Raw genomic sequence first — 16,056 nt, 5'->3', positions numbered from 1 at the left:
TCACGCAACTCCGCGGGGTAACGCTTGGACGTGCTCCCTGACATGACTCCATCCTTCCCAAGGAACGGAGTCTCCGGACTCGCCGGGGCGGTTCAAGGTGACGCTCGTGGTGGTGTCGCTCACGGTGGCTCCTGTGCTCGTCTTCTCGGTGGGGCGGTGGACGGGGCGTCCTGGGAGGCGTCGCGCGACGGGTGCCGTCCGGCGGTGCGTCGCTGACCGCCGTGTCCTCGTCGTGCCCCCGCGCCGTTCGGCCCTCCGGCGGCCCTGCACGGCGGAGTCGCCCGGTCCGTGGGAACGGGCCCGGGCGACTCTGGTAAGCCGTCGAGGGTACTGCGCCGCGACGGCCCTCCACCACCTCGAACTCCCCGGCGCGGCCCGTGGTTCCCGCCGCCGCCCGGGGCGGGGGACGTCAGGGCACGACGGAGCAGGTCCGCACGACGGCCGTCACCGGCCGCCCGGTGGTGCGGATCAGGGTCGTGTGGTCCACGAGGTCCTCGGTGCCGGGACCGGTGACGTCCTCCACGACCCCCACCTCCGCGTGCCGGGCGTCCAGCGCCTGCAGGACGCAGTGCACCGTGGAGCCCGGGTCCTTCGCGAGGGTGTAGCGCAGCTCGACGCCGCTGTCGCCCAGCACCCGGTAGGAGATCACCGTCGGCTCGGCCCGCTCGGCCGTGCTCGCCAGCGCCACCCACACCAGGTACGCCACCGCCAGCAGCCCGCCCAGCACCGCCGCCGCCCGCAGCGCCCGGCGCCTGCCCGGGGAGGGGACCCGCCCGTAGCGCTCGGCCAGCCGGTCGCCGCCCGACGCGGCCGGGGACGGGGAGGGGGGCGTCGGCACGGGTGCTCCCGGTGGTCGGGGCCGATGCGGCATCGGCGAGGATGGACGCCCGGGCCCGGCGCGACGGCCGTGCCGGGGAGGACAGCCGGCAACCGGCCCGGTGGCCGGGAGGGGCCTGCAGTGCCATGGTCGCACCGCCGTGCGGGTGGGCGGCGTCCAGGGCGGCGGGCAGTGGGAGGAGCAGCGGTGACGGAGAGGCTGCGGCTGATGGCCGTGCACGCCCACCCCGACGACGAGTCCAGCAAGGGCGCGGCGTCCATGGCGAAGTACGCCGCGGAGGGCGTGGACGTGCTGGTCGTCACGTGCACCGGCGGGGAGCGCGGGGACGTGCTCAACCCCCGCCTGCAGGGCAAGCCCGAGCTGCTGCGCGACATGGTGGAGTACCGCCGCCGCGAGATGGCCGAGGCCGCCCGCATCCTCGGGGTGCGCCAGACGTGGCTGGGCTTCGTGGACTCGGGGCTGCCCGAGGGCGACCCCCTGCCCCCGCTGCCGCCCGGCTGCTTCGCGCTGGAGCCGCTGGACGTGCCGACCGAGGCCCTCGTGCGGGTCGTGCGGGACTTCCGCCCGCACGTGATCACGACGTACGACTCCAGCGGCGGGTACCCGCACCCGGACCACATCCGCTGCCACGAGATCAGCTACGCGGCCTTCGAGGCGGCCGCCGACCCGGCCCGCTTCCCACAGGCCGGGGCGGTGTGGCAGGCGTCGAAGCTCTACTACCACGCGACGTTCTCCCGGAACCGGATCGTCGCCTTCCACGAGGCGATGCTCGCGCGCGGGGTGGAGTCGCCCTTCGGGGAGTGGATCCAGCGCCTGGAGGAGGGCCGCGTGCCCGGCCGCGCCGACCTGGAGATCACCACTCGGGTGCCGTGCGCGGAGTGGTTCGAGACGCGCGACCACGCCCTGCTCGCGCACGCCACGCAGATCGACCCCGACGGGTTCTTCTTCAAGGTGCCGATGGAGATGCAGCAGGACGTGTGGCCGACCGAGGACTACTCCCTGGCCGTGTCGCACGTGGAGACCTCGCTGCCGGAGGACGACCTGTTCGCCGGCCTGCGCGGGCAGGTGGCGTCGTGATGCCGCACGCGGTGGGCGCCGGCTCGTTCGCCGCGCTGCCGGCGACCGCCACGCCCAGCCCGAGCACGAGCGCGACGACCCAGGCGCAGACCCCGCCGAAGGAGCTCGTCACGCCCGGCGTGCCCGGCTTCCTGGCGCTGTTCTTCCTCGCGGCCGCGGTGATCGTGCTCGGCACCAGCATGGTGCGCAGGGTGCGGCGGGTGAACTACGAGGGCCGCCTGCGCGAGGAGCAGCGGCGGGACGAGGAGCCCCCCGCCCCCGACAGCACCCCCTGACCTCGCCGGCCCTCACCGGAACGGACCCTTTCCGGGGTCCGCCCCGGCCCCCGGGGCACGGAAAGGACCCTTTCCGGGGTGGACTGACCTCGCCGGCCCTCACCCCACCGGGGTGCTGCGCTCGGCCGCCGGCCGGTCGAGGTGCAGTTGCGCCGCGGCGAGCACGGCCACGACGTCGCGGGCGTAGGCGGCGTCCAGCGGGTGCGGGCGCCCCTCCTCGGCCGCGCCGCGCAGCTGGTCCACCGCCCGGGCGAAGCCCTCCTGCGGGGTGCCGGAGAAGCGCGGCAGGTCGTGGCGCCCGGCCGGGCCCCAGACGGACGCGAACGAGCCCCCGGCGCCCTCCGGCGCGGTGAGGGTCAGCGACAGGGCGCTGCCCGCCCCGCCGCGGTGCTCCAGCGCCACGTTCACCGCGTCGCGCACGCCGCGGGCCGCCGTCACCCGCTCCACCGGCGGCAGCAGCGACAGGACGATCGAGAGGGCGTGCGGGCCGCAGTCCCACAGCCCGCCCCACTCCCGCCGCCACGCCGAGGCGGCGTACGGGCTGCCCGGGACGTCGATCGTGCCGCCCCAGCGGGCCAGCGCCCCCTCCCACGGCCCCTGCTGGTCCGCCAGCGCGGACATCCGCGCCAGCCACGAGGTGATGTCCGGCTGGAAGAGGTACGTCATGTAGACCACGGAGGCGACGCCGCTCTCGCGGGTGGCGGCCACCACGTCGTCCGCGGCGCGCAGGTCCAGGGCGAGGGGCTTGTCCACCAGCAGGTGCCTGCCAGCGCGGGCCGCGCGCGCGGCGAGCGGGGCCTGCACGTGCGGCGGCAGCGCGATCGCCACCGCGTCCGCCGCCTCCAGCGCCTCCTCCACCGTCGCGAACCCGCGCCCGCCCACACGTGAGGCCACCGCCTGCGCCCTGCCGTGGTCGCGGCCCCAGAAGCCGGCGAGCTCGACGTCGGGGTGGTCGGCGAGGGCCCGGCCGTGGCAGTGCTCGGCCCAGTGGCCGGTGCCCAGGACGACGAAGGTGCGGGGGGCTGCCATGCGCCCATCCTGCCGGGCGGCACCCGGCCCCCCGCACACCCGTGGCGGGGACGTTCGGCCGGCCGCCACCGGCGCGTCGCCTGCGCGACGTCCCCGCCCCGGCCCGCGCCACCCCCGGCGGCGCCCGCGCGGCCGGTGTGCCAGCGTGGGCGGGTGGCCAACCGACTCGCCCACTCCACCAGCCCCTACCTGCAGCAGCACGCCGACAACCCCGTCGACTGGTACGAGTGGGGCCCGGAGGCGTTCGAGGAGGCGCGGCGCCGCGACGTGCCGCTGCTGGTCTCCACCGGCTACGCAGCCTGCCACTGGTGCCACGTGATGGCCCACGAGTCCTTCGACGACCCCGCCACGGCCGAGCAGATGAACCGCGACTTCGTCTGCGTGAAGGTCGACCGCGAGGAGCGCCCCGACGTCGACGCCGTCCACATGCAGGCCACGGCGGCCCTGACCGGGCACGGCGGCTGGCCCATGACGACGTTCTGCACCCCCGACGGGCGCATCTTCTACGCCGGCACGTACTTCCCGCCGACGCCGCACCCGAAGGTGCCTTCGTTCCGGCAGCTGCTCGCCGCGATCGCGGACGCGTGGGGGCAGCGGCGGGAGGAGATCGAGCGCTCCGGCACGACCATCGCCGAGCAGCTCGGCAGGAACAGCGTGCAGCTGCCGGAGGGGGCCGCCGCCCCGGGGGAGGAGCGGCTGGCGCACGCCGTGCGGGTGCTGGCCGCCGGGGAGGACCGCGAGCGCGGCGGCTTCGGGGACGCGCCGAAGTTCCCGCCGTCGGTGCTGCTGGAGTTCCTGCTGCGCCACGCGGCCCGCACCGGCTCCGTCCACGCCGTCCAGATGGTCCAGCGGACGCTGCGGGCGATGGCCTCTGGGGGCCTGTACGACCAGGTCGCGGGCGGTTTCGCCCGCTACGCCGTCGACGCCGCCTGGGTGGTGCCGCACTTCGAGAAGATGCTCTACGACAACGCGCTGCTGGCCCGCGTGTACCTGCACGCGTGGCGGCTGACGAGGTCGCCGCAGTTCCGGCGGGTGGCGCTGGAGACGTGCGAGTGGATGCTGGCGGAGCTGCGCACCCCGCAGGGCGCGTTCGCCTCCTCCCTCGACGCCGACACCCCGGTGCCGCAGCCGGACGGCACCACCCGCGCGGTCGAGGGGGCCACCTACGTGTGGACCCCGCAGCAGCTGGTGGACGTGCTCGGCGGGGAGGACGGCATCTGGACGGCGGTGCTGACGCGGGTGACGGAGGTGGGGACCTTCGAGCACGGGACGTCCACGCTGCAGATGAGCCGCGACGTCGACGGCGGACCGGACACGCAGCGGTGGGCACGGATCCGCCCGCTGCTGGCCGAGGCCCGTGCGCACCGGCCGCAGCCGGGCCGCGACGACAAGGTGGTGGCTGCCTGGAACGGGCTGGCGATCGCGGCGCTGGCGGAGGCGGGTGCGCTCCTGGAGCGGCCGGACCTGCTGGAGGCGGCGCGCACCGCCGCGGACTTCGTGGTGCGGGTGCACCTGGAGGAGACGGCGGACGGCTGGCTGCGGCGGGTCTCCCGCGACGGCGCGGTGGGGGAGCCGGCGGGGGTGCTGGAGGACCACGGCGACCTCGCCGAGGGCCTGCTGGCGCTGCACGCGGCGACGGGGGAGCGGCGCTGGTTCGACGTGGCGCGCCGCCTGCTGGACGCGGTGCTGGAGCACTTCACCGCACCCGGGGGCGGCTTCTACGACGTGGCGGCGCACCGGGCCGACCCGGGCCTGCTCGCCGCGCGCGGCCCCGACGGCGGGCGCCCGCAGGACCCCACCGACGGGGCGACGCCCTCGGGGTGGGCCGCCTCGGCGGGGGCGCTGCTGACGATGGGCCGGCTGACGGGCGAGGCGCGCTACAGCGAGGCCGCCGAGGCCGCACTCGGGGTGGTCGACGCCCTGGCCGCGCGCGACCCGCGCTTCGTCGGCTGGGGCCTGGCGGTGGCGGAGGCGCTGCGCGACGGGCCGGTGGAAGTCGCGGTCGTCGGCGCGGCGGGCGACCCCGCGGCGGACGCGCTGCACCGCACGGCCCTGGCCGGCACCGCCCCGGGCATCGTGGTCAGCCGCGGGGAGCCGGGTACCACCGAGCCGGCGCTGCTGGCGCAGCGGCCCCTGGTGGACGGCGCGGCGGCGGCGTACGTGTGCCGCGGGTTCGTGTGCCAGGCGCCGACGACGTCGGTGGAGGAGCTGGCGGCGGCCGTGGGGGCGCGGCTGGAGTGAGGGCGGGCCCCGCGCCCCGGAGGGGGTCCGCTCCGGGGCGCGGGCCCTCAGCCGGTGGGCGCGGCGGCGTAGGTGGCCAGGGAGACGCCGACGTAGTGCGCGGCGAACCCCAGGACGGTGAAGGCGTGGAACACCTCGTGGAAGCCGAACCAGCGGGGGCTGGGGTTCGGCCGCTTGGTGCCGTACACGACCGCTCCGGCCGTGTAGAGCAGCCCGCCGCCGAGCAGCAGCGCGGTGACGGCGACGCCGCCGTTGCGGAGGAAGTCGCCGACGTAGCCGACGGCCACCCAGCCGAGGGCGGCGTAGACGGGGGTGTAGAGCCACCGCGGCGCGCCGACCCAGAAGACGCGGAAGGCGATGCCCGCCATCGCCCCGACCCACACGAACGTCAGGAGCGTGCGGGCCGTGCCCTCGGGCAGCAGGGCGACGCTGAAGGGCGTGTAGGTGCCCGCGATGATGAGGAAGATGTTGCTGTGGTCGAGGCGGCGCAGCACCGCCTCCCAGCGCGGCGACCACGTGCCCCGGTGGTACAGGGCGCTGGTGCCGAACAGCAGCACCGCCGTGACGGCGAAGACGGCGGCCGCGGCGCGCGGCGCACCGGCGGGCGCGAGGACGACGAGGACCGCCCCGGCGACGAGCGCCACGGGGAAGGTCCCGGCGTGCAGCCAGCCGCGGAGCTTGGGTTTGACGGCTTCGACGGCGGCCGCTGCGGAGTCCAGGCTCATGCGCCGAGGCTACGTTACGGAACCGTAGGTTGGTGCCGGGGCCGCATGCTCGGGGAGGGCGGCCCCCGCGATGTAGCGTGAGCGGCGATGGGCCTCCGCGATCTGCTCTACGGCGCGTACGGGCGACGCCTCGAGGCCTCGCTCGATCCCTCGTCCCTGCCCCGGCACGTCGCGATCATCCTGGACGGGAACCGGCGCTGGGCGAAGGCGTTCGGCGCGACCTCCGCGCAGGGCCACCGCGCGGGCGCGGACAAGGTCCTGGAGTTCCTCGGGTGGTGCGACGACGTCGGCGTCGAGGTCGTCACCCTCTACCTGCTCTCCACCGACAACCTCAACCGTCCGGCGGAGGAGCTGGCGCAGCTCATCGCGATCATCGAGGACACCGTCTCCCGCGTGGCGGCGACGGGGCGCTGGCGGGTCCACCCGGTCGGCGCGCTGGACCTGCTGCCGGAGGCGACGGCCACCCACCTGGCGGAGATCGGGCGGGAGACGGCCGCCAACGACGGCTACCTGGTCAACGTCGCGATCGGCTACGGCGGGCGCCGGGAGATCGCCGACGCGGTGCGCTCGCTGCTCACCGAGCACGCCGCCAAGGGCACCTCGATCGAGCAGCTCGCCGAGGTGCTGGACGTCGACCACATCGCGGCGCACCTCTACACCCGCGGCCAGCCGGACCCCGACCTCGTCATCCGCACCTCGGGGGAGCAGCGCCTGTCGGGCTTCCTGCTCTGGCAGAGCGCGCACAGCGAGTTCCACTTCTGCGAGGTGCTGTGGCCGGACTTCCGGCGCGTGGACTTCCTGCGGGCGCTGCGCTCCTACGCCCAGCGCGAGCGCCGCTACGGCAGCTGAGCCGCCCCGCAGGGGCGGCCCGGCGTGCACGGAGGGGCGCGGCCGGCACCCGCTCGTGACCGCGACACGCTGAACGGGGGACGACACCGCGCGGCGCCCGGGGCCGTGTCGTAGCGTCGGCCGGGCCAGGCGGCGCCGGCCGCCGGCTCGGGAGGGTCCGGTGCCAGCAGCGACGTGGGGGAGCTGTTCCTCACCGCGCCGCTGCCGCGTGCCGGCCCGGGTCCCGGTCCACCGCTGAGGGGACCGGGCGGGGGCCCGGTCCCGGGACGGGAGACGCTCGTGCAGATCGAACCCAGCCCCGCCGCCCGCAGGAGCGCACCCGCGCCCACCGCGTCCGCCGACCCCGGTCCCGTCCCCGCCGCGCAGCGGCGCACCTTCGTCCTGGACACCTCGGTCCTGCTGGCCGACCCGGGCGCCCTGACCCGCTTCGCCGAGCACGAGGTCGTGCTGCCCGTGGTGGTGGTGGGGGAGCTCGAGGGCAAGCGGCACCACCCGGAGCTGGGCTACTTCGCCCGGGAGTCGCTGCGCCGCCTCGACGACCTGCGGGTGCTGCACGGGCGCCTGGACGCCCCCGTGCCGATCGGGGACGAGGGCGGCTCGCTGCGCGTGGAGCTGAACCACTCCGACCCCTCGTCGCTGCCCGCGGGGCTGCGGCTGGGCAGCGGCACGAACGACACCCGCATCCTCGCGGTGGCGCGCTCGCTGGCCGAGGAGGGCTGCGACGTGACGGTGGTCTCCAAGGACCTGCCGCTGCGGGTGAAGGCGGCCGCGGTGGGGCTGGCCGCGGAGGAGTACCGCGCCGGCGAGGTGGTGGACACCGGCTGGACCGGCGTGGCGGAGCTGGGTGCGAGCGCCGAGCAGGTCTCGGAGCTGTACGAGGCGCACCGCGTCGACCACGACGAGGCGCGGCAGCTGCCCTGCAACACGGGGGTGGTGCTGTCGTCCTCGCGCGGGTCGGCCCTGGCGCGGGTGACGGCCGACAAGCAGCTGCGGCTGGTGCGCGGGGACCGGGACGCGTTCGGCCTGCACGGGCGCAGCGCCGAGCAGCGGATCGCCCTGGACCTGCTGCTGGACCCCGAGGTGGGGATCGTCTCGCTCGGCGGGCGGGCGGGGACGGGCAAGTCGGCGCTGGCGCTGTGCGCGGGGCTGGAGGCGGTGCTGGAGCGGCGCCAGCACCGCAAGGTGGTGGTGTTCCGGCCGCTGTACGCGGTGGGCGGCCAGGACCTGGGCTACCTGCCGGGGACCGAGGCGGAGAAGATGGGCCCCTGGAGGCAGGCGGTCTTCGACACGCTGGAGGCGCTGGTCAGCCCGGAGGTCGTGGAGGAGGTCCTCGGCCGGGGCATGCTCGAGGTGCTGCCGCTGACGCACATCCGGGGTCGCTCCCTGCACGACGCGTTCGTGATCGTGGACGAGGCGCAGTCGCTGGAGCGCAACGTGCTGCTCACGGTCCTGTCGCGCATCGGGCAGGGCAGCCGGGTGGTGCTGACCCACGACGTGGCGCAGCGCGACAACCTGCGGGTGGGCCGCCACGACGGCATCGCGGCGGTGATCGAGGCGCTGAAGGGGCACCCGCTCTTCGCCCACGTGACGCTGACCCGGTCGGAGCGCTCGCCGGTGGCGGCGCTGGTGACGGAGCTGCTGGGCGGGCTGGAGGTCTGAGGCGGACGGTCTCCACGTCCGGCCTCGCCACCACGCCAGGGGAAGCGCGACACGTGTGAGATGTCCCACAAAGATCGACAGCGTGTAGACACGCGGTTCCCGGTGAGTCACCTCCAGTCAGGTCCGGAGTTGAGTGTTCGGGAAGTGGTTGGCAGCGTGACGGCCTGACAGGCACCCCGCGTCGGGGCGTCCGGCGCCCGCGGGGTGGCCGGACGCCCTCGGCGGGTGCCGCCCCGGCGTGCACGGGGCGGCGTCCGCGGGTCACCACGGTCGTCGTGCTGCCGCGAGCGCCGCCCCCGGGCGGTCGCCTGCGGCGGGACGCTTCGGGCCCGGCGTGGGGTGCGGCAGGACGTCCGGACGTGGCCGGGCCTTCGAGGAAGGTCCTCCTTGACGCTTCGCCCCCGCCCCCCGCGCACGTCCGTCCCGCGGCACCGGGTCCCGCCCGGCCGTCCGGCTCGCAGGGGGAACGCTGGGCGCGCTGTGCCCGTGCTCCTGGCCTTCGCGGCCGTCGGGCTCGTGGGGGCGGCCACGCCCGGTGGCCAGACCGGTGGCGTCCGACTCGCAGGGCAGGCCGGCTCCGCCGACCACCGGGTCGACCCCGAGGTCGCCCAGGCCCAGCGCGACGAGGCCCACCGCGTCGCGGTGATCGTGGAGCAGCAGTACCGGGCCGCGGAGGCGTGGAGCCAGGGCACCCGCGACCGGCAGGTGCGGGCCGCGGTGCTGGCCGAGCAGGCCCGCCTGGCCGAGGAGGCCCGCCGCGCCGAGGAGGAGGCCCGCCGCCTGGAGGCCGAGCGCCTGGCCGAGGAGGCCCGCCGCGCCGAGGCGGAGGAGGCCACCCGCAACGCGGTCCGCGACCCGCGCGGAGCCGCCCGGGTCCTGGTGGCCCAGCACGGCTGGGGCGAGGAGCAGTTCTCCTGCCTGGACTCGCTGTGGATGAAGGAGAGCGGCTGGAACCCCGCCGCGGACAACCCCACGTCGAGCGCCTACGGCATCCCGCAGGCCCTGCCGGGGCGCAAGATGGCCTCCGCCGGCGCGGACTGGGAGACGAACCCGCTCACCCAGATCCGCTGGGGCCTCGGCTACATCGAGGGCCGCTACGGCTCCCCGTGCGCCGCGTGGGCGCACAGCCGCTCGCACAACTGGTACTGACGGACCGGCCGCCGCCCGCCCCCGCCGGGGGTCTCCCCGGCGGGCGCCTGTGCGAGCGGGCGCCGCGTCAGTGTGCGCTCGCGCCCTCGCAGGGGCAGGCGAAGAGGCCGCACAGCGCCCGCGGCAGGTGGTGCTCGGCGGTGACGGGCGTGGCGAACGCGCCGCGCAGGGTCACCGTGGTCTCGGAGAGGGTGCAGAGCACGTCGATGCCGTGGCGGTCGGCCCCCACGACCGCGACCTCGCGCACCTGTCGCGCCTGTTCCCGCGGCAGCCGGTGCAGCACCCAGCCGATGAGGCGGTCGCGGTGGTGCGCCTCCAGGTGGGCGACGATCTCGTGCTCGTCGCCGTAGAGCGGGTCCGGCGTCGCCGCGACGTAGTCGTCGTCGGTCACCAGGTGCACCCCGCCGCCCGTCGTCACGCGCAGGTCGGCCACGTCGAGGCGCAGCAGGTGCCTGCCCCGGCCGATGTCGAGCAGCGCGGGGGTCGGGGAGGTCGCCGTGGCGGCCAGGCGCCGCTGCTCGGCCGCCGGCACCGCGTCGATCCAGCCGGTGACGCAGAGGCGGGCGCGGGGGAGGCCGGACAGCCCCGGCGGGACGTCCAGCACGTCCAGCACCGCCGGCACGTCGTGCCCGTCGGGCAGGCCCGCGCGCAGCTCGTCGAGCCGCGTCGCGAGCGGGCTGCCGTCGTCCACGAGGAGGAGCAGGTCGCCACCGGCGCCGCTGAGGTGGCGCACGGGGAAGGGCTCGGTGCGGCGGGTGGCGGCGCAGCCGGCCTCCTCGGTCTCGGCGGTGCGGGCCAGGTGCAGCGTGCCCGCCACCGTGCCCGCGGCGAGGGTGCGCGCCCACTCCGCCGGGGAGGTCGCCGCGGGGCGCGGTGCGCGGGTCCCCGGCACCTCGGCGGAGGAAGTACGATGGTCTGTGGCGTGGACCGAGCCAGCGCTCGTGGTGATCCGTGGAGACATGGTGAGACCTCGGGGCTCGGAGAAGCGTCGGCCTGGACGTTGTCGGGGTACTCGGACATCTCCTGAGTGGAGACCTCCTCGGCTAAGGTCAGGGTAACCTAACCGATCTGGAGGTGTTGTGAACAACGCTCGACCGAAGGTGCGGATCAGCCGCGCTCTGGGGGTGGCCCTCACTCCCAAGGCGGCTCGCTTCATGGACCGCCGTCCGTACCCGCCGGGCATGCACGGTCGCAAGCAGCGCAAGCAGTCTGACTACGCGATGCAGCTGCGGGAGAAGCAGCGGCTCCGCTACCAGTACGACATCAGCGAGACCCAGCTGCGTCGTGCGTACGACCTCGCGAAGCGCAAGCCCGGCAAGACCGGTGCGAACCTGGTCACCCTGCTCGAGACCCGTCTCGACGCCGTGGTGTGGCGTGCCGGCTTCGCCCGCACGATCTACCAGGCCCGCCAGATGGTCGTGCACCGCCACATCGTGGTCGACGGCCGCCGCGTGGACCGCCCGTCCTACCGCGTCGTGCCCGGGCAGATCGTCGAGATCGCGCCCCGCAGCAAGACGAAGACCCCGTTCATCGTCGCGGCCGAGGGTGGCTGGTCGGACAACGAGATCCCCGGCTGGCTCGACGTGCAGCGCCAGGAGCTCTCCGCCCGCATCCTCGCCCAGCCGGTGCGCGAGCAGATCCCCGTGACCTGCGACGAGCAGCTCGTCGTGGAGTTCTACTCCCGGTGAGTTCCCTCCCCGCATCCGGCTCCGCGCCGGACCTCCAGCCGAAGAGCTTCCAGGAGTTGCTCGGCGAGCAGGTCGTGGCCGAGTTCCACGCCTCCCAGCAGTACGTCGCGCTGGCGGTGTGGTTCGACTCCCACGACCTCAAGCAGCTCGCCAAGCACTTCTACGCGCAGGCGCTGGAGGAGCGGAACCACGGGATGATGTTCGTCCAGTTCATGCTGGACAGGGGCATTCCCGTGCGCATCCCCGGCGTGGCCGAGGTGCGCAACGAGTTCGGCAGCGTGCGGGAGCTCATCGCCCTCGCGCTGGAGCAGGAGGGGGAGGTCACCCGCCTGATCGAGGGGCTCTTCGCGGCGGCTCGCCGCGAGGGGGACTTCATCGGCGAGCAGTTCGTGCACTGGTTCCTCAAGGAGCAGGTCGAGGAGGTCGCCTCCATGTCGACCCTGCTGACCATCGTGGACCGCGCCGGTGACGACCTGTTCCGGGTCGAGGACTGGCTGGCGCGGGAGAGCGTGGACGAGGCCGAGGACCCCTCGGCCCCCGCGGTCGCAGGCGGAGCCGCCTGAGCACGCAGTTCGAGAACGCCGAAGGGCGCCGCCCCCCACGGGGAGCGGCGCCCTTCGGCGTTCCCTGACCGTCGACCTCCGGCGGGTCGCCCGCCCCCACCCGGGGCGCGGGCGGGCGACCCGCGGGAGAGGGGCTCAGGCCTTGGGAGCCGTCATCGACAGCACGTCCAGGGCGGCGTCGAGCTGCTCCTCGCTGACCTGGCCGCGCTCCACGAACCCGAGGTCGAGCACCGCCTGGCGCACCGTCGTGCCCTCCGCCACGGCGTGCTTGGCGACCTTCGCCGCCGCCTCGTAGCCGATCACCCGGTTGAGCGGCGTGACGATCGACGGCGACGACTCCGCGAAGCGCCGGCACTGCTCGACGTCCGCCTCCAGGCCGTCGACGCAGCGGTCCGCCAACAGGCGCGCGGCGTTGCCGAGCAGCCGGGTGGACTCCAACACGTTGCGCGCCATCACGGGGATCATCACGTTCAGCTCGAAGTTGCCGCTGGCGCCCGCCCAGGCGACCGTCGCGTCGTTGCCGACGACCTGTGCGCACACCATGAGCACGGCCTCGGGAACCACCGGGTTCACCTTGCCCGGCATGATCGACGAGCCCGGCTGCAGGTCCGGCAGGCGCACCTCCGCCAGCCCCGTGCGGGGGCCGGAACCCATCCATCGCAGGTCGTTGCAGATCTTGGTGACGCTGACGGCGACAGTGCGCAGCGCCCCGGACAGCTCCACCAGCGCGTCGCGCGCACCCTGGGCCTCGAAGTGGTCGACGGCCTCCGTCAGCGGCAGGCCGGTGTCCTCCGCCAGCAGGGCGATGACCCGCTGCGGGAAGCCCTTGGGCGTGTTGATGCCCGTGCCGACCGCCGTTCCGCCCAGCGGCACCTCCGCCACGCGGGGGAGGGTGACCTGCACGCGCTCGACGCCCCGGCGCACCTGCGCCGCGTAACCGGCGAACTCCTGCCCGAGCGTGACCGGGGTCGCGTCCATCAGGTGCGTGCGCCCGGACTTCACGACGTCGGCGAACTCGTCGCGCTTGCGCTCCAGCGACGCCGCCAGGTGCTCCAGCGCGGGGACGAAGTCCTGCACGACGGCCGCGGTCGCGGCGACGTGCACCGAGGTCGGGAAGACGTCGTTGGACGACTGCGAGGCGTTGACGTGGTCGTTGGGGTGCACGGGCCGGCCGAGGCGCTCGGTGGCCAGCGTCGCGATGACCTCGTTGGCGTTCATGTTCGACGAGGTTCCGGAGCCGGTCTGGAAGATGTCCACCGGGAACTCGCCGTCGTGGGCGCCGCCCGCCACCTCGGCCGCGGCGGAGGCGATCGCGTCCGCGACGTCCTGCTCCAGGACGCCGAGCTCGGCGTTGGCGAGCGCGGCGGCCCTCTTGATGCGGGCGAGCGCGGCGATGTGGGCCTTCTCCAGGCCCGTGCCGCTGAGGGGGAAGTTCTCCACGGCGCGCTGCGTCTGCGCCCGCCACTTGGCGGCGGCGGGGACGCGCACCTCGCCCATGGTGTCGTGCTCGATCCGGAAGTCCTGCCCGGACTGCTGCCCGGACTGCTGGTCCTGCTGCTGAGCGTCGTCGGCCATGGCTCCCATCCTGCCGTGCGGGCGGGTGGCGGAGTGCAGGTGGTAGTCGAGGTCACGTGCACCCCGCCGGACCACCACCTCCACGTGGGCGGAGCGGCCGCCGCCGACCCCGGCCAGCGCGGCGTCGAGGGCGGCGGCGAGCGCGTCGGAGCGCTGCGCCGACCAGACGGAGAGCACCCCGCCCGGCCGCAGCCTGCGCACGGCGAGCGCGAGGAAGCCCTCCCCGTAGAGGGCTGCGTTGTGCTCGGAGACGAGGAAGTCGGGTCCGTTGTCGACGTCGAGGAGGACGGCGTCGAGGCACTCCTCGGGAAGGTCGCGCACCACGGCGGCCACGTCGCCGACGGTGACGGTGGTGCGCGGGTCGGCCAGCACGGGGGCGACGGAGGGCAGGAGGCCCCGCCGGGCCCACTCCGGCAGGGCGGGTTCGATCTCGACGACGTCCAGGGCCGCGGTGCGGGGGTCGGCCAGTGCCTCGGCGGCGGTGAAGCCGAGGCCGAGGCCGCCGACGAGCAGGCGCAGTGGGCGCCGGGGGAGCTGCGCGAGCGCCTCGGCGGCCAGCGCGCGCTCCGTGCTTGCGTCCCCGGTGTCCATGAGCAGGACACCGTTGACGAGCAGCTCCCGGCCGTCCGGGTCGTCCGCGCCGAAGTCGCGCAGGACCACCTCACCGAGCACTCCCTCCGCGCGCGCCAGGACGGCCACCGCGCACCTCCTCGGGTTCCGTGCCGCCCCCGCCGGTCGCAGGAGCCGTGCGCGCACCACCCTGGCGCACCGGCCGCCGGGTGCGGACGGCCGGTTCCCGACGCCGTTTCGCGCACACCGCGTGGTCGCCGATCAGCACTGTGTCGCGGATCCGCGGGAGGCGGGTGACACGACGCCGACGCGGTGGACGAGAAGGGGCCCGGTGCCTCCCGCCTCGCTATCGTGCCCAGCGCGGAGCGGCCCCGGTCGTCCCGTCGTCCGGGTCGGAGGAGCGAGAGGCGGGCCGTGGTGGGTGACGCGCTGCTGCAGGCGCGCGGGTGCCACGACGCGGCCTGCGCATCGCCCGCCGTCGAGGTGGGCCCCGCCCGGCAGGTCGACACCACCCCGCTGCCCGCGGTCGGACCGGCGTTGCGCACCGGCGTCCACCGGGACCTGACGGCGGTGTCCTGGGAGGAGTGGCGGCGGTTGCTGGCCGCCAGCGGCGCCTCGTTCTTCTCCGGGCCCGACTGGCTGCGCGCGGTCGCCCAGCACCTGGGCGGCGCCGCGCCGCTGCTCGTGACGGTCCGCTCCCGCGGACAGCTGCTGGCGGTCGGTGCCTTCGCCCTCGCCGGGACCTCCCGCCGTCCCGTGGTGACGTTCCTGGGCAGCGGGGCCAGCGACTACGCGACGGTGCTCGTGGGCGGTGCCCGCGTCGTGCAGGGCGAGGCCCTCGTCGACGCCGTCCTCGACGCGGCCGTCGCGGCGCTGCCGGGCGCCCTCTTCGACCTGGAGCAGGTCCGCTCCGACGACCCCCTGCTGCCCGACCTCCTCTCGTGGGCGCAGCGGCGCGGCTACGGGCTGCGGGCCGTGGAGCAGGCCGTGTGCACGTCCGTCCTGCTGCCGCCGACGGTGGCCGAGCACGACGAGCAGCTCCCGGCCGGGGTGCGCCGGGGTGAGCGCCGTCAGCGCCGCCGCCTCGCCGAGCGGGGGAGCGTGCGGCTGGTCGCGGACCTGCTGAGCGGCGCGGACCTGCCCTCGCTCGTCGCGGAGCTGGCCGCCGTGGACGACGAGCACCCCCACGCCGAGCGGCGCCACCGCCCGTGGCGCGGGGCGTCGGGGGCGCTGCTGGCCCAGGTGTGCGCCACCGCCCCGCGCGAGCAGGTCTGGCTGAGCGGCCTGCGGGTGGACGGGGAGCTGGTCGCCTACAACCTGGGGTTCGCGGGGGAGCGCGTCGTCCACGGCTACCTGCAGTCCTACCGGGCCCGCTACGCCGCCAGCGGCCCCGGCTCGCTGCTGCTGCTGCACCTGCGCCGCCGCAGCATCGCCTCCGACCGCCTGGAGCTGGACATGCTCCGCGGGGAGGAGGACTACAAGCGCCGTCTCGCGCCGGGCACCGTGCGGACGCGGACGAACGTGCGGGTGACGATGGCGCCGGGCGGGCGCGGGCCGCTGCCCGCCGTCCTGGACCGCGCGAGCCTGCTGCGCCGCACCTTCCGCGACGAGGTCCGCGCGAGCGCCGTGCTGAGCCGCTGCGCCGACGGACTGGCCGCGGGGTCGCAGGGCGTGGCCCGCGGGGTGGAGGCCGCCCTGCGGGAGGGCCGGCGCCTGCGGGGCGCTGCCTCCACGCTGCGGCTGAGCCGCTCCGCCCCCTGAGGTCGCCCCGGCCACGACGACGGCACGCCGCCCCCGGTCGCGACCGGGACCGGCGTG

Annotated in this window: 14 protein-coding genes; 9 read left to right on the top strand and 5 right to left on the bottom strand. The window is 75.7% G+C overall.

Going from position 1 to position 16,056, the window contains the following annotated elements; genetic code table 11:
* Positions 1-409: 409 nt before the first annotated feature.
* Complete coding sequence (locus CLV92_RS02930) at positions 410-838, bottom strand: DUF4307 domain-containing protein (protein ID WP_158257108.1); 429 nt, start codon at positions 836-838, stop codon at positions 410-412.
* A 186-nt stretch (positions 839-1,024) separates the two neighbouring features.
* On the opposite strand from CLV92_RS02930, the gene mca reads away from it, so the two are divergent.
* Positions 1,025-1,915 carry a mycothiol conjugate amidase Mca gene (gene mca / locus CLV92_RS02925; protein WP_104431210.1) on the top strand — a complete coding sequence of 297 codons (891 nt, stop codon included), beginning with the start codon at positions 1,025-1,027 and terminating at the stop codon, positions 1,913-1,915.
* Positions 1,915-2,190, top strand: coding sequence for a hypothetical protein (locus CLV92_RS02920; protein ID WP_146099387.1), 276 nt, complete (start codon positions 1,915-1,917; stop codon positions 2,188-2,190). Before mca ends, CLV92_RS02920 begins: the two co-directional genes overlap by 1 nt.
* A 99-nt stretch (positions 2,191-2,289) precedes the next feature.
* Here the strand turns inward: CLV92_RS02920 and CLV92_RS02915 are convergent, their stop codons facing one another.
* Positions 2,290-3,219 (bottom strand): Gfo/Idh/MocA family protein, encoded by a 930-nt coding sequence (locus tag CLV92_RS02915; RefSeq protein WP_104431208.1) that lies wholly within the window; start codon positions 3,217-3,219, stop codon positions 2,290-2,292.
* A gap of 153 nt (positions 3,220-3,372) precedes the next feature.
* Here CLV92_RS02915 and CLV92_RS22740 point away from each other — a divergent pair, with 153 nt between their 5' ends.
* Complete coding sequence (locus CLV92_RS22740) at positions 3,373-5,460, top strand: thioredoxin domain-containing protein (protein WP_104431207.1); 2,088 nt, start codon at positions 3,373-3,375, stop codon at positions 5,458-5,460.
* A 47-nt stretch (positions 5,461-5,507) separates the two neighbouring features.
* On the opposite strand, the gene trhA is transcribed toward CLV92_RS22740, so the two are convergent.
* Positions 5,508-6,185, bottom strand: coding sequence for a PAQR family membrane homeostasis protein TrhA (gene trhA / locus CLV92_RS02905; protein WP_104431206.1), 678 nt, complete (start codon positions 6,183-6,185; stop codon positions 5,508-5,510).
* An 87-nt stretch (positions 6,186-6,272) separates the two neighbouring features.
* Here trhA and CLV92_RS02900 point away from each other — a divergent pair, with 87 nt between their 5' ends.
* From CLV92_RS02900 to CLV92_RS21860, 3 genes are all read left to right on the top strand, one after another.
* Complete coding sequence (locus CLV92_RS02900; protein ID WP_104431205.1) at positions 6,273-7,034, top strand: isoprenyl transferase; 762 nt, start codon at positions 6,273-6,275, stop codon at positions 7,032-7,034.
* 285 nt (positions 7,035-7,319) lie between these two features.
* On the top strand, positions 7,320-8,693 hold the full coding sequence (gene phoH2 / locus CLV92_RS02895; protein ID WP_104431328.1) for an RNA 5'-3' helicase PhoH2: 1,374 nt from the start codon (positions 7,320-7,322) through the stop codon (positions 8,691-8,693).
* A 480-nt stretch (positions 8,694-9,173) separates the two neighbouring features.
* Complete coding sequence (locus CLV92_RS21860) at positions 9,174-9,842, top strand: aggregation-promoting factor C-terminal-like domain-containing protein (protein ID WP_211290793.1); 669 nt, start codon at positions 9,174-9,176, stop codon at positions 9,840-9,842.
* 67 nt (positions 9,843-9,909) lie between these two features.
* Here the strand turns inward: CLV92_RS21860 and CLV92_RS02885 are convergent, their stop codons facing one another.
* Positions 9,910-10,734, bottom strand: a complete 825-nt coding sequence (locus tag CLV92_RS02885; protein WP_104431204.1) for a hypothetical protein — start codon at positions 10,732-10,734, stop codon at positions 9,910-9,912.
* 187 nt (positions 10,735-10,921) lie between these two features.
* Between CLV92_RS02885 and rpsD the strand changes: the two genes are divergently transcribed.
* Complete coding sequence (rpsD, locus tag CLV92_RS02880; RefSeq protein WP_104431203.1) at positions 10,922-11,530, top strand: 30S ribosomal protein S4; 609 nt, start codon at positions 10,922-10,924, stop codon at positions 11,528-11,530.
* A complete protein-coding gene (locus tag CLV92_RS02875) occupies positions 11,527-12,093 on the top strand; it encodes a ferritin (protein ID WP_104431202.1) in 567 nt (188 codons plus the stop codon). Before rpsD ends, CLV92_RS02875 begins: the two co-directional genes overlap by 4 nt.
* A 135-nt stretch (positions 12,094-12,228) precedes the next feature.
* Here the strand turns inward: CLV92_RS02875 and CLV92_RS02870 are convergent, their stop codons facing one another.
* Positions 12,229-13,668 (bottom strand): aspartate ammonia-lyase, encoded by a 1,440-nt coding sequence (locus CLV92_RS02870; protein ID WP_104431327.1) that lies wholly within the window; start codon positions 13,666-13,668, stop codon positions 12,229-12,231.
* A 987-nt stretch (positions 13,669-14,655) separates the two neighbouring features.
* Between CLV92_RS02870 and CLV92_RS02865 the strand changes: the two genes are divergently transcribed.
* Positions 14,656-15,999 carry a GNAT family N-acetyltransferase gene (locus tag CLV92_RS02865; protein ID WP_158257107.1) on the top strand — a complete coding sequence of 448 codons (1,344 nt, stop codon included), beginning with the start codon at positions 14,656-14,658 and terminating at the stop codon, positions 15,997-15,999.
* Positions 16,000-16,056: the final 57 nt, after the last annotated feature.

The sequence above is a fragment of the Kineococcus xinjiangensis genome (genome assembly GCF_002934625.1).
Classification (GTDB): Bacteria; Actinomycetota; Actinomycetes; order Actinomycetales; family Kineococcaceae; genus Kineococcus_A; species Kineococcus_A xinjiangensis.
The sequence above is the reverse complement of the archived record's forward strand: the minus strand, read 5'-3'. Positions and strand labels throughout refer to the sequence as shown.